The organism is Microbulbifer pacificus (assembly GCF_033723955.1).
Taxonomy (GTDB): Bacteria; Pseudomonadota; Gammaproteobacteria; order Pseudomonadales; family Cellvibrionaceae; genus Microbulbifer; species Microbulbifer pacificus.
Map to the genome: position 1 here is coordinate 3,096,530 of NZ_CP137555.1, position 13,271 is coordinate 3,109,800.

Genomic DNA, 13,271 nt, shown 5'->3' on the forward strand with positions numbered 1-13,271 from the left:
CAGGCCCACCGTCGGAAGCCATTGAAAAATCAATAAATATCCGAAAACGCTGGTTGTATGTTTCCGGCAATATCGATAAGATTTGCGCCCCTTGGAGGAGCACCGATGCGAAAAACACTGGTAGCTGCCAACTGGAAAATGCACGGCACCAAAGCGTTTGCCGAGCAGTTGTTGGCCGAGCTGAACAGCGGACTGGAGTCCGACGATTGCTCCGCCGAAGTAGTAATCTGCCCCCCCTTCCCCTACCTCGGTGTAGTGGGCGCGGCGGCGGAAAATGCGGAACAGGTAGCCCTGGGGGCGCAGAACCTCAGCGAGCAGCCCTCCGGTGCCTTCACCGGTGAGGTTTCCGCGGAAATGCTGCTGGATTGTGGCGCACGCTATGTGATCGTTGGTCACTCCGAGCGCCGCAGCCTGTACGGCGAAAGCAGCGAGTTGGTCGCGGCCAAGTTTGCCGCCGCCAAGGGCGCAGGCCTGACACCGATCCTCTGTGTAGGGGAGTCGCTGCAGGAGCGTGAAGCCGGCAATACGCTGAAAGTGATTGCCGAACAGATCCAGGCCGTTGTCGATCTGGACCTGGGAAATACCTGGCAGAACGCCGTTATCGCCTACGAGCCCGTATGGGCTATTGGCACCGGCAAGACCGCCACCCCGGAACAGGCGCAGGAAGTGCACCAGTTCATTCGCCAGCAACTCGGTGAAGCGGGGCCGGCGACGCAGATTCTTTACGGTGGCAGCGTCAAGGCAGCCAATGCCGCAGAGCTGTTTGCCAGAGAAGATATCGATGGCGCCCTGGTGGGCGGAGCCTCTTTGCAGGCTGACGAATTTATCAAGATCTGCCGCGCCGCTGATTGAGCGCAACAGGTCGAAATTTTTTGAGCAAGGGCAGTTGCCCGTAGCAGGTTTTCTGGACAATGGAAAAACTGGTTTTAGTCGTTCACATCCTCACTGCGCTGGGTATTATCGGCCTGATTTTGCTGCAGCAGGGCAAGGGTGCGGAAGCGGGTGCCTCCTTTGGCGCGGGCGCTTCTCAGACCGTTTTTGGTAGCCAAGGCAGCGGAAATTTCTTTTCCCGCTTGACTGGAATTCTGGCGACTGTATTCTTCGCCACCAGCTTCGGTCTGGCAGTACTGGCCAGCCGCAGCGAAGCTCCGGAACTTGAAGGTATCCCGCAAGTTCCGGCCGCGGTAGAATCCCGCGACCAGGAAGTACCGGCAGCCATCGAGAGCGAAATCCCTGAAGTTCAGGAATCTGCTCCGGCGGAAGGCGAACTTCCCGCAGCAGAAGAAGCCCCCAAGGCTGAACTGCCGGAAGCAGGCTCTGAAGAGCAGAGCGAAGAAAAAACTGAGGAGCAGCCTCAGTAAGCCGAAAGGCTGAAATCAAAAACTGAAAAGTTTTTGCCCAGGTGGTGGAATTGGTAGACACGCTATCTTGAGGGGGTAGTGAGCATAGCTCGTGCGGGTTCAAGTCCCGCCCTGGGCACCACATTAAAGACCAGAGAGATCTGGCAACATCCGAAAAGCCCCGCACTGCGGGGCTTTCGCGTTTCTGGGTGGTCCAATAGTGTCCAGCTCGGTACCCCCACATCCGGGGGTATTTGGGGGTACTATTGGGGGTACCGGTACCCCTATACTGAACCGGTACCCCCAAATCGCCCGGAGAGCCCCGTATGACGCTGACTTACGCCCAAGCTAAGAACGCCGCCCCGAAGGAAAAAGACTACCGCCTAAGCGATGGGAATAACCTGTACCTGCTGGTCAAAAAGACCGGCCCCAAGTACTGGCGCATGAAGTACAGGTTGGTGGGTAAAGAGAAGATGCTGGCTATCGGGCGCTTCCCTGAGGTAAGCATCAAGGAAGCGCGTGAGCGCAGGGATGGGGCGAGGGGGCTGTTGCGCCAGGGTATCGATCCGGTTCAGCACTTCAAGAAGCTCAAATATGCGGGTGAAGTGCCGCCGGGCAGCAGCTTTGAAGATGTTGGTACCGAGTGGTTCAAAACGGTCATGGCTGATAAATCCAAGAGCCACCAGACCCGCACCTGGCGGGCCCTCGAGCGCGACCTTTTCCCCTACCTTGGACACAAAGACATCGGCGAGATCGAACCCTTCGAGCTGCTGCAGACTCTGCGCCGGATCGAAGCTCGTGGCCACTACGAACTGGCAAATCGCACCAAGCGGGTTGCCAGTCAGATATTCCGCTTCGCCGTCGCCAGTGGGCGAGCCCTGCGGGATCCTGCGGCCGATCTGGCCGGTACGCTCAAGACCCAGAAGAGCAAGCACATGGCAGCGATCACTGAGCCGAGAGCTGTCGGCAAGTTGCTGCAAGCTATTGACGGGTACCGTGGCACGGCAGTCGTGGAGGCTGCACTCAAGCTTTCTCCCCTTCTGTTCTGTCGTCCCGGTGAACTCCGTCATTTGGAGTGGGCAGACTTCAACTGGGAAGAGAGCCGCATCGAAATCCCGGGGGAGCGGATGAAGGTTGGCGAGCCCCACATTATCCCGCTGAGTAGTCAGGCCACGTCTATTTTTCGCGAGCTAGAGCTTTTGACTGGTAGGGGCCGCTATGTGTTTCCCTCCCTGCGCAGCAGCGACCGGCCGATGTCCGATAACGCCGTGCGCACGGCACTTCGCAGCTTGGGCTATGACAACGACACCATGACACCCCATGGCTTCCGGGCTATGGCGCGCACACTGCTGGACGAGCAGCTCAACTACCGAATCGAGTGGATCGAGCAGCAGCTCGCCCATACGGTGAAAGATGCCTTGGGGCGTGCATACAACCGTACCAAACACCTGAAGCAACGCTCTGAGATGATGCAGCGCTGGGCGGATTACCTCGATGCGCTCAAGCGATCAGCGAGTGAGGCTTCTGTCGTTCCCCTAATACGCCAGACCACTTCGATATGAAAGAAGACGCTTTGAATTACGAAAAAACACGCCTGCCTTACTATCTGGTAATGGATTTCTGGGGCGCAGACGATGCATGTAAGTTGTTTGCTGACCTGGATCCTTACTATGCGAAAGAGGTACTTGAGGGTGGTGAGCGCGTTTTTCAGATCGCTCCATTGCTTCCCGGTCAGTCGGGAACAGAAGAGCAGGGTCGCAGGTATCTGACTTACAGGAAAACCTGGGATAGTTGCGACCACACCGAGTGGCTAAACAATGAGCGGAACCCGGTAAAGTTCGGAGACGACGGCGAGCGAATGCTGCCTGTGGATTATTTTCTGCAGTGGGCATACGCCAAGCGAATACCGATTCCCTGGCTGGAGTGGGCAGACGACAACGGTTACCTGGATCGCTCTCGTCAAAAGTTGGCATTTGCTGATGCGAATACAATCATGCTCCCCATTAACGACCCCCGGATCAGTAAACAACTAATTGATATGGTGCAGTCGGCCGTGGCCCGCTGGGGGAAATGGAATCCCGCGGACAAAACAACTGCGCCAACCAATGCGACAGTGGAAGGTGATCTTTTGAAAAAGGGCTGGAAGTCACCGACTATGAGAAAGCTGGCTGCATCCATTATTCGCCCCGAGAATGCTCCAAGGGGGATGAGTAAAAAGGTGACTAAAAAAGTCCAATAAAAACAAAGGGTTGTATTCCGAGTGTAATTTGAGAGGTTACCTTCTGTGTAATGGGTAACCTATCTACCCCGCAAAATCTGCGAATACTAGGACGTCGAACTTCCAACGAGGTACGACAATGTCCAGTAACGTTCAAAACAATTCATTGCCGGAAACCGGCTTCATTCGAATCTGGGATGTTCTGAAGTACATCCCCGTCGGCAAAAGCACCTGGTGGGCAGGTGTGGCGGCCGGCCGCTTCCCCAGGCCCGTGAAATTGGGCGAGCGAACATCTGCCTGGAAAGTTGAGGATATCCGGGCGCTGATCGAAAAAGCAGCAAGCGGGGAGGGGATATGAGCTTCCTCCCTGTTCTGAAATTGTACCCCTGTTTCTGCAGCGGGAGATGGCAGCAATGCCTTTTCTCATGGGGGCTGCGGGCGGGCGCCGGCGCTTTCTGGCGCTCGGTAATTCAGAATATCCCCATAGAATCCCTACCTACCTGCGCCTGGCCAACACTCAAATGCCAGCAGCTAGCGGTAGGTTCTCGTGAAGGGGGTGGTTAAGCGGGGACCAGTGGAGATAAATGGCCGCTGCCTGCGGCTGCCGCAGGGCAAGGGCGGGGAAGGTCATTACCGTGAGATCCTCCAGGCAACAGTGACGCAGCTGGATGCGCTGCAGGCCCGGCACAGCCGGCTGCTGGTGGTGGTTCTGGGGCTGAGTGTATGGGAATACACTCCGGACAACGCGTTGCTGTCACGCTTCATCCGCAAACTGCGTAAACGTCTGAAGATCCGATTTAGTCAGGAGCAGCTTGGGTACCTCTGGTGCCGGGAGCAGGACACCAGTGATAAGCAGCACTACCACCTGGCCCTGATTCTAAACGGTAACAAGAATCGTCACCCCAAGCGGATCATTGAGTTGGTGGAGGAGATTTGGGACGGCTGGAATCAGCCCAGGCCTCATACACCGAAGAACTGTTATTACCTGCTGGAGCGTGGGGATGAGCGGCAGTTCCAGAAAGTGTTCGACCGGCTTTCCTATTTGGCTAAGGTGGCGACTAAAGGGCAGAGACCCAAAGCTACCAATGATTACTGCAGTAGTAGGTTTAAGCTGCCGTAGTTCGGTCTATTGAAGGCGCTGTGCCTAACCGTTAGGTGCAGCGCCCTGCCCTGAACTTCCGTCTAGTGCTTGGCGGTGTGGCTTGTGGAGGCTGAGTATTGCCTGAAATATTTAGTCGGGCTCAAGAGAGGCCGGTGAAATTGTTGGTTTTTGTTGGTTTGAGTTCTTAATTTGGCCCTGGAAGTCGGATTTCGGTATGTGCTGTGCGGGTCCGCAGGTGATGGGAAGAAGAGGGGCGGGGTCTTTTACTGGCATATTAACACTTCATGTCTGATCAAAAAGTGTCCGCCTGTGACGGTCTTGTAGATTTGAGCGACAAAGTTAGCGAGAAACTAAAAAAATAAGCTCCTGACTATTTACAGTAGGTCGTATAACTAATAATCTTTCTCTCAACGGTGAAATCTACGGAGGGAAGTGGCTCATGGCAAAGTCAAGGCACATTCAGCAGCGGATGTCCCAACGAGGCATCCGGGGAGAAATGCTAGATTTGGTCGCTCAGTTTGGTAGCTGGCAGGGAGATAAATGCATACTGAATCGACGTGGGTGCCGCAAGGCGCTAGGAGAGCTCGATACATTGCGAAAGCGTTTGGTGCAGATGGAAGAAAAGGGTGGAATCGTGCTCGTTCATGATGGAGGAGTGGATATCACTGCATATCGTGTTGACAGTTATATCCGGGGAAAGAGCGTTTGATGACAGATCAAATCAATAGAGAAGCTGTTCATAATCAATTCTTAACCCTGCTGGGTAAGATGCTAGATGCTCACCCAGTAAGTGAGAGCCTGGCTAGGTTGATACACATGGCTGCTACCGCAGCGGTTCTAGGTTCTGAAGGAGTAAGTTCTTTTAGGGCAGAGCACGACGTCTCAGCTCGTCAAGAACTGATGAGAACTAGGCTCCAAAAGAAGGGCTTCAATCGCTTTGAGTGTCAACAAGCAGTTGACAGTGCGTGCTCCCTGCATCCGGAAATTTTTCAGTCGCTTTGCGATGCTGTGGAGCAGGGGGCTCTACCTAGCTCTATATATGCTGCAGAAGTCTACTCAATACTCCACTCGACTCTCGGAAAACTATCTTCGATAGGGCCAGACCTTTCTGTTGCTGAGCTTGCTGTACGGTTAGTTTCGAATGGCGATTCATTAGAAGGTGGTCGAGCACTTATTCTGGGGCGCTCTGCGATACCTTTCGTGTTGCGATCTTCAGAAGTTGAAAAGACACGGTATGAAGGCATTGGTCCCGGTGATGGGGAAAATTTAAAAAGACAGCTTTGTTGGATATCTGGTGCAGATATCGATTTCTCGATGATTTCTTCTGAAAGCTTCGTCCACGATCCAAAAGCTGTGTTTTCCAGTGGTTATCTATCAGACGCCTGGGGGCTAAAGTTAAAAGGAAATACCACATTTGGGGTGGATATTGAGGGATCTAAAGCTTCCTTTGGGTCTGTATCTTCCGAGGTTTCGAATCTAGAGCGCATGCTCCAGCGAGTTGAAGGAAAGCTGGCCTGTATCGTACCTCCTTCATGGTTGTCGAAGACATCGGGCGCGGACCTCGCCCTTAAACAGCGAGTTCTTAAGGAGGGGCACTTGCAGGTGGTAATACAACTACCAGATAAACTTTTTGGTGCCACTTCAATCGCCCCTGCAATGTTGATATTTGATACGAGAGAAAAGACCAAAAGTATCCAGTTTATTCAGGCAAATGGCCAAGAGTTTGCACGCTCTGAGTCGCGCTCGATAAAAAAGCTTGTTGGAATTGATAAGCTTGCAAGGATTGTTAGAGATAAGTCGGAATGCCAATTGACTGCATACGTGGATACCGAGAGTCTTATCTCTGACAATTGTAATTTGGATGTGAAGCGTCACGTCGCAGGGAAAGAGATCTTAGATTCCGAGGGTTTCCGATACCCAAAATTCCCGCTTGAAAGCCTTGTCGAGGTAATAAGTTGCCAGTCGCTCAAGAACTTGAGTGGAGCGGAGCGTGACCCTGGATTTGCTCCGCTAATACTTCGAGAACTGTCTCCGGCCAACATTGATGAGTATGGTTTTTTCTCGGAGAGCTTCTCAGCGAGGGAAATCCATGTGGCTCCAAAAGAGTTTGGTCGGGCTAAAAAGCAGACAGTAAGAGATGGAGATGTCCTTCTCGCGGTAAAAGGCAGCGTTGGTAAGTGCGCTTTAGTATCAACTGCGCACGAGGGTTTTGTTGCGAGCCAAGCATTCGTCATTTTACGGCCTCTTCCAGAATCTGTTGTAGATTCAGTCACTCTGTTTAGATTCATCCGATCAGATCTTGGGCAGGCAATTTTTGACAGGGTGGCCACTGGGGCATCGGTCCAGGTACTTAAGATGGCAGACCTGAAGGCCCTGAATATTCCGGTACCTTCCGCGGAAGAAAAACGCAATATTGCAGCCAATCACCGAAAACTAATCGAGCTCATCAAAGAAAAACAGAGTGTAGAGCAAGAGATTTCCAAAACTCTTTCAGAGTATTGGTCGTTGGGTGACTGATGCTAGGCATCGGCTAAGTGCCACAAGAAACTAATTAAGAACAAAGGGGAATCCCGTTGGTAGATAGTGACGTAAGCAAACGTTTGTGGGCAGCGGCGGATCAGTTGTGGGCCAATACCGGCCTGAAACCGGCTGAATTTTCGGCTCCAGTGCTCGGCCTGATCTTCCTGCGCTACGCCGAGCGCATCTACGCCACCGCCGAGAAGAAGCTGGGTCCGGTGGGCTCCGGTGGCCGGCGTAAGGTTAAAAAGGAAGATTACCTGGCCGAGGGAGTGATCTTTCTGCCGGAGCTGGCACGCTTCTCCTACCTGTTGTCGCTAACCGAGAGTGACAATATCGGCAAGGCCATCAATGAGGCCATGAAGGCGATCGAGGAGGAAAACGCGGACCTCAAGGGCGCACTGCCGCGCAACTACACCCGACTGGAGAACTGGGTACTGCAGGAGCTGCTGAAACAGCTGGCGCCGGTTGATCTGAGTGGGGATGCCTTCGGCAAGGTGTACGAGTACTTCCTCGGCAACTTCGCCCTGAAAGAGGGTCAGAAGGGCGGGGTGTTCTATACCCCGGAATCCATCGTAAAGCTGATCGTCGAGATCCTGGAACCCTTCCACGGGCGCATCTTCGACCCGGCCTGCGGCTCCGGCGGTATGTTCGTGCACTCGGCGGATTTCGTGCAGCGCCATCACAAGACGGCGATGGACGAGATTTCTATCTTCGGCACCGAGAAGGACCAGACCACGGTCAACCTCAACAAGATGAACCTGGCGGTACACGGCCTCTCCGGTGATGTGCGCGTTTCCAATACCTACTACGAGGATCCACACAAGACGGTCACCGACGGCCAGGGACGCTTCGACTTCGTCATGGCCAATCCGCCCTTCAACGTCTCCGGCGTGGATAAGGAGCGCCTAGAGGGCGATCCCCGTTTCCCACTGGGGCTGCCGAAGAGTGATAACGCCAACTACCTGTGGATTCAGCTGTTTTACGCTTCACTGAGGCCGTCTGGTCGGGCCGGTTTTGTCATGGCCAACTCCGCCGGTGACGCCCGTGCTAGCGAACAGCTAATTCGCCAGAAACTGATCGAGAGCGGCGCCGTGGACGTGATCGTGTCTGTGGGCCCGAACTTCTTCTACACCGTAACCCTGCCGTGCACCCTGTGGTTCTTCGACCGCGCCAAGGAGCAGTCCGAGCGCGCCGACCAGGTGCTGTTTATCGACGCCCGCCACATCTACCGCCAGGTCGACCGCGCCCACCGTGACTTCCTGCCTGAGCACATCGAGTTGCTGGCTAATATCGTGCGCCTGTACCGCAGCGAGGCAGTGGAGCTGGATGCCGGCAGCGCTGATCTGCTGGCCGAGAAGGGGCTGAGCGATGGCTACGTGGACGTGCCCGGGCTGTGCAAGATTGCGACTCGCGCAGAAATCGAGGCGCAGGGCTGGTCGCTGAACCCGGGGCGCTACGTGGGCGCCGCGGCGCGTGAGGCCGAAGATGTGGACTTCACCGAGCGGCTGGAGGAACTGAGCGAGGAGCTGGAAGTGCTCAATGCCGAGGCGCGAGAGTTGGAAGTTCGTATTTCTGAAAACATTGCATCTGTCATGGAGGCTCAGTTTGGATTTAGTAACTAGCAATGACTGGGTAGAGATGCCTCTGGGAGATGTCGCTGAGTTCCAGAATGGTGGCGCTTGGAATGAATCTGCTTATTCAGATTCTGGGGTCAAGGTTGTGCGTGTTACAAACTGTAAAAACGGCACTATTGATCTTGATGCTTGTAAGTTCTTGCCAGAGGAGCTTTTTGATAAATACGCTCGGCACGAACTGAAAGTTGGAGATGTAGTAGTTGCAACAGTTGGGTCACATCCGACCCAGCCAAAATCTGTTGTAGGTAGAGCTTCTGTGGTGCCGAATTCTGCGAATGGCGCACTGCTTAATCAAAATGCTGTGAGGTTAAGAGCGAATGGTGACTATCTTGATCAAGCGTTTTTGAGGCAAATTGTACAGGCAGATACATTCAAGCAGTATATCGCTGCACATGCTCGTGGCGCAGCGAGCCAGGTACGGATGAGTATTGAACTCCTAAAAAAGTTTCCAGTGTATATGCCGTCACTTCCCATTCAAGGACGCATTGCTGGAGTCCTCTCCGCCTACGACGACCTGATCGAAAATAACAGTCGCCGTATCGAGATCCTAGAGGAGATGGTCCGACGCCTGTACGAGGAGTGGTTCGTGCACTTCCGCTTCCCCGGCCATGAGAGTATGGACTGGCAGGATAGTGAGCTGGGGCGGATACCTAGTGATTTCCACGTTCTGCCTCTTGATTCTGTCGGAAAAATAGTTACGGGAAAGACTCCTAGTAAAAAGAGGCCGGAATTTTTCGGTGATGAAGTCCCTTTTATAAAATTGCCGGATATGCATGGCCAAATATTTGTTATTCGAACGTCAGAAGCCTTGTCTACTGACGGTGCCGCCTCACAAAAGACAAAGATGATCCCAGCGAACTCGTTATGTGTAAGCTGTATTGGTACAGCTGGAATCGTGGTAATTAATTCGGAGATTTCCCAGACAAATCAGCAGATCAATACGGTAATTCCCGATGACGCGGCCAAGCGGGAGTTCCTGTATTTTGCTCTGAAAGGGCTAGAGGGTACGATTAATCAATATGGCGCGACTGGTGCGACTATGACAAATTTAAGCCGGGGGAAGTTTGCGGCATTAAAAATAGTATACCCGCCGACAGGGCTTCTTCATCGTTTCAGTTCCGTTTCGGCCCCTTTGTTTGATCAGATTTTAGTTTTACAGCGAAAAAACCAAAACCTTTTGTCACAACGTGATCTGTTGTTACCGAAGCTGGTATCCGGTGAGATTGACGTGTCAGAGCTGGAGCCACCTGTTGACGAGGAGATAGCTGCTGCATGACCCCTCCGCCTCCCTCGCACGAATACTCCGAAGATGCGCTGGTCGAGCAGCCAGCCATCGCCCTGTTCGATTCTCTCGGTTGGGAAACCGGCAATCTCTACTCGGAATGGAGCGGTAGTCATTCCAGCGAGGGGCGCCTTACCCAGGAGGAGGTTGTGTTGCCGCAGCGACTGCGCACGGCCCTGACCAGGCTCAACCCTGAGCTGCCGTCAGCGGCCATCGAGCAGGCTATGGAGGAGCTGACCCGCGACCGTTCCCGCCTGCTGCCGGTGAATGCCAATCAGGAGATCTACCGGCTGCTAAAGGACGGCATCAAGGTCGAGGTCAGCGATGATGAAGGTGATCTCCTGATCGAGACGGTACGCCTGGTCGACTGGCATGCGCCGCACAACAACGAGTTCTTCCTCGCCTCCCAGTTCTGGATCAAGGGCGAATACTACACTCGCCGCACCGACCTGGTCGGCTTTGTCAACGGAATCCCGCTGCTGTTTGTGGAGCTCAAGGCCAGCCACAAGACCCTGCGCGCCGCCTATGACGACAATCTCACTGATTACCGCACTACCATCCCGCAGCTGTTTACGTTCAATGGGCTGCTGATGCTCTCCAATGGCTCCGATACCGTGGTCGGCAGCACCTTCGCGCCCTGGGAGCACCTGTTCGAGTGGAAGCGTATCAACGACGAGGGGGAAGCCGGCGTTGTCTCGCTGGAGACGGCAATTCGCGGGCTGGGTGAGCCGGCGCGGTTTCTGGATATGGTGGAGAATTTCACCGTGTTCGAGGAGGCCCCGGGCGGGCTGATCAAGAAGGTGGCCAAGAACCACCAGTTCCTGGGCGTGAACCGGGCTATCGAAGAGCTGCTGCGGGTCAAGGATCGAGCCAGGGGTGAGGCCGGTAGACTCGGGGTCTTCTGGCACACCCAGGGCTCCGGCAAGTCACTGTCCATGGTGTTCTTCACCCAGAAGATCCACCGCAAGATCCCCGGCAACTGGACCTTCCTGATCGTCACCGACCGCACCGAGCTGGACGAGCAGATCTACAAGACCTTTGCGGCCACTGGTGCCGTCAACGAGGTGGAAGCCCATGCAGACAGTAGGGCGCATTTGCAGCAGTTGCTGACAGAAGACCACCGATACGTCTTTACCCTGATTCACAAGTTCGGTACCAAGCGGGGGGAAGTGTACCCGCAGCTGTCCGAACGTCAGGACATCATCGTCATCACCGACGAGGCGCACCGCTCCCAGTACGACACCCTGGCGATGAACATGCGCACCGCGCTACCGCATGCCGCCTTCCTCGGCTTTACCGGTACCCCGCTAATGGCGGGCGAGGAGAAGACCCGGGAAGTGTTCGGGGACTACATCTCCGTGTACAACTTCGGCCAGTCCATCGCCGACGGCGCCACGGTACCGCTGTTCTACGAGAACCGCATTCCCGAACTGCAGCTGATCAACGAGAACCTCAGCGACGACCTGGAAAAGCTGCTGGAGGATGCGGAGCTGGACGAGGAGCAGGAGCGCAAGGTCGAACGGGTATTTGCCCGCGAATACCACCTGATCACCCGTGACGATCGCCTTGAGGCCATTGCCGAGGACCTGGTGCGGCACTTCGTCGGCCGCGGCCACCAGGGCAAAGGGATGATGGTGTGTATCGACAAGGCCACCGCAGTGCGCATGTACGACAAGGTTCAGGTTCACTGGAAGCGGTATCTGGAGCAGTTAAAGGCGGAGTTGTCGACTGCTGAGAAGGACCGGCGCCAGGCGCTGGAGCATCAAATCGAGGTGATGTCTACCATCGACATGGCGGTGGTGGTGTCGCAGGGGCAGAATGAGGTGGCGGAGCTGGCGGCCAAGGGGCTGGATATCGTCCCGCACCGCAAGCGCATGCTCGAGGATGACCTGGACGAGAAGTTCAAGAATCCGAAGGATCCGCTGCGGCTGGTGTTCGTCTGCGCCATGTGGATCACCGGTTTCGACGTGCCCTCGTGCTCGACGATCTACCTCGACAAACCGATGAAGAACCACACCCTGATGCAGACCATCGCCCGCGCCAACCGCAAGTATGCAGGCAAGGAGGCGGGGTTGATCGTGGACTATGTCGGGGTGTTCCGCAAACTGCAGCAGGCCCTCGCGATCTATGGCGGCGCCGAAGGTGGTGCCGGCAACGATCCCATCAAGAGCAAGGAGGAACTGGTCGAGTTTCTCAAGCAGCTGATCGCCCAGGCGGTTACCTTCCTTGCGGAGCGCGGTGTGGATGCCGGGGCCATCAAGGCGGCGGAGGGGTTCGCGAAGATTGCTGCCCTCGATGATGCCGTCGAGAAGATAATCGATACCGAGGAACACAAGCAGGCCTTCCTCAACCTAGCCCGAGCGATTGCCCGGGTTTATCGCGCGATCTTGCCGGACCCCGCGGCCAATGCGTTGGCACCCGATGCGGTGCTGGTATCGGTGCTGGCACAGAAGATCAAGTCGCTGCAGCCGCCGGTGGATATTTCCGCGGTCATGCAGCAGGTCGATGAACTGCTGGATGCATCGGTGGCACCGGTACCCTACGAGTTCAAGGAGCCCGGCGAGGAGGACCTGTATGACCTCAGCAAAATCGACTTCGATAAGCTCAAGGAGCGGTTCAGCCAAGGGCGCAAGCGCACCGAGGCCGAGCGGCTGCGGGCACTACTGAATCTGAAGATCGAGTCCATGATGGCGCAGAACTCGGCGCGCAAGGACTTTGGGGAGAAGCTGCAGCAGCTGATCGATGCTTATAACTCGGGCAGTGCGAACATCGAGGAGTTCTTCAAGGAGCTGATGGAGCTTGCCGAGGCCCTGACCGAAGAGGAACGGCGGGCTATCCGGGAGGGCCTGTCCGAAGAGGAGCTGGCGATGTTCGATATCCTGACCAAGCCGGTTCCGGAGTTGACAGAGAAAGAGCAGACGGCTGTGAAGAAAGTCTGCCGGGAACTGCTGGAGACACTAAAAGCGGAGAAGCTTGTGCTGGACTGGCGCAAGAAGGAACGAGCTAGGGCCGAGGTTCGGCGCACCTTGGAGATTGTCTTTGATCGGGGCCTGCCGGACAGCTATGACGAGGATATTTACGCCGATAAGTGTGATGCTGCGTTTCATCATATTCTGACTCATTACTATGGTTCCGGACAAAGTGCTTACTTAGTGTAGGGCTTTGACTTGGCGGA

10 protein-coding genes and 1 tRNA gene are annotated in these 13,271 nt (G+C 55.1%); all 11 read left to right on the forward strand.

The features are described from left to right. Window positions 1–105: 105 nt before the first annotated feature. The 11 genes from tpiA (at window position 106) to R5R33_RS13330 (ending at window position 13,254) form a co-directional block, all read left to right on the forward strand. Window positions 106–852 carry a triose-phosphate isomerase gene (gene tpiA / locus R5R33_RS13280; RefSeq protein WP_318953182.1) on the forward strand — a complete coding sequence of 249 codons (747 nt, stop codon included), beginning with the start codon at window positions 106–108 and terminating at the stop codon, window positions 850–852. 59 nt (window positions 853–911) lie between these two features. Continuing rightward, on the forward strand, window positions 912–1,361 hold the full coding sequence (gene secG / locus R5R33_RS13285; RefSeq protein WP_318953183.1) for a preprotein translocase subunit SecG: 450 nt from the start codon (window positions 912–914) through the stop codon (window positions 1,359–1,361). A gap of 35 nt (window positions 1,362–1,396) precedes the next feature. Beyond that, a tRNA-Leu gene (locus R5R33_RS13290) sits at window positions 1,397–1,482 on the forward strand. Between the two features lie 184 nt (window positions 1,483–1,666). Next, the gene (locus R5R33_RS13295) at window positions 1,667–2,902 is read left to right on the forward strand and encodes a tyrosine-type recombinase/integrase (RefSeq protein WP_318953184.1); all 1,236 of its coding nucleotides are present in this window, start codon (window positions 1,667–1,669) and stop codon (window positions 2,900–2,902) included. Further along, window positions 2,899–3,579: a hypothetical protein gene (locus R5R33_RS13300; protein WP_318953185.1), complete on the forward strand. Its 681-nt coding sequence runs from the start codon at window positions 2,899–2,901 to the stop codon at window positions 3,577–3,579. The genes R5R33_RS13295 and R5R33_RS13300 overlap by 4 nt, the downstream gene beginning before the upstream one ends. 118 nt (window positions 3,580–3,697) lie before the next feature. Further along, window positions 3,698–3,916, forward strand: a complete 219-nt coding sequence (locus R5R33_RS13305) for a helix-turn-helix transcriptional regulator (protein WP_318953186.1) — start codon at window positions 3,698–3,700, stop codon at window positions 3,914–3,916. Between the two features lie 189 nt (window positions 3,917–4,105). Beyond that, the gene (locus R5R33_RS13310) at window positions 4,106–4,678 is read left to right on the forward strand and encodes a YagK/YfjJ domain-containing protein (RefSeq protein WP_318953187.1); all 573 of its coding nucleotides are present in this window, start codon (window positions 4,106–4,108) and stop codon (window positions 4,676–4,678) included. Window positions 4,679–5,368: 690 nt separating this feature from the next. Beyond that, a complete protein-coding gene (locus R5R33_RS13315) occupies window positions 5,369–7,177 on the forward strand; it encodes a type I restriction-modification system subunit M/S (protein ID WP_318953188.1) in 1,809 nt (602 codons plus the stop codon). 56 nt (window positions 7,178–7,233) lie between these two features. Then, window positions 7,234–8,802, forward strand: coding sequence for a type I restriction-modification system subunit M (locus R5R33_RS13320; protein ID WP_318953189.1), 1,569 nt, complete (start codon window positions 7,234–7,236; stop codon window positions 8,800–8,802). After that, on the forward strand, window positions 8,786–10,090 hold the full coding sequence (locus tag R5R33_RS13325) for a restriction endonuclease subunit S (RefSeq protein WP_318953190.1): 1,305 nt from the start codon (window positions 8,786–8,788) through the stop codon (window positions 10,088–10,090). Before R5R33_RS13320 ends, R5R33_RS13325 begins: the two co-directional genes overlap by 17 nt. Further along, window positions 10,087–13,254 carry a type I restriction endonuclease subunit R gene (locus tag R5R33_RS13330; protein WP_318953191.1) on the forward strand — a complete coding sequence of 1,056 codons (3,168 nt, stop codon included), beginning with the start codon at window positions 10,087–10,089 and terminating at the stop codon, window positions 13,252–13,254. Before R5R33_RS13325 ends, R5R33_RS13330 begins: the two co-directional genes overlap by 4 nt. Window positions 13,255–13,271: the final 17 nt, after the last annotated feature.

Coding starts and splice junctions, on each gene's coding strand:
- R5R33_RS13330 (WP_318953191.1), top strand. CDS start 10,087: ATGACCCCTCCGCCTCCCTCGCACGAATACTCCGAAGATGCGCTGGTC.
- R5R33_RS13295 (WP_318953184.1), top strand. CDS start 1,667: ATGACGCTGACTTACGCCCAAGCTAAGAACGCCGCCCCGAAGGAAAAA.
- tpiA (WP_318953182.1), top strand. CDS start 106: ATGCGAAAAACACTGGTAGCTGCCAACTGGAAAATGCACGGCACCAAA.
- R5R33_RS13315 (WP_318953188.1), top strand. CDS start 5,369: ATGACAGATCAAATCAATAGAGAAGCTGTTCATAATCAATTCTTAACC.
- secG (WP_318953183.1), top strand. CDS start 912: ATGGAAAAACTGGTTTTAGTCGTTCACATCCTCACTGCGCTGGGTATT.
- R5R33_RS13305 (WP_318953186.1), top strand. CDS start 3,698: ATGTCCAGTAACGTTCAAAACAATTCATTGCCGGAAACCGGCTTCATT.
- R5R33_RS13300 (WP_318953185.1), top strand. CDS start 2,899: ATGAAAGAAGACGCTTTGAATTACGAAAAAACACGCCTGCCTTACTAT.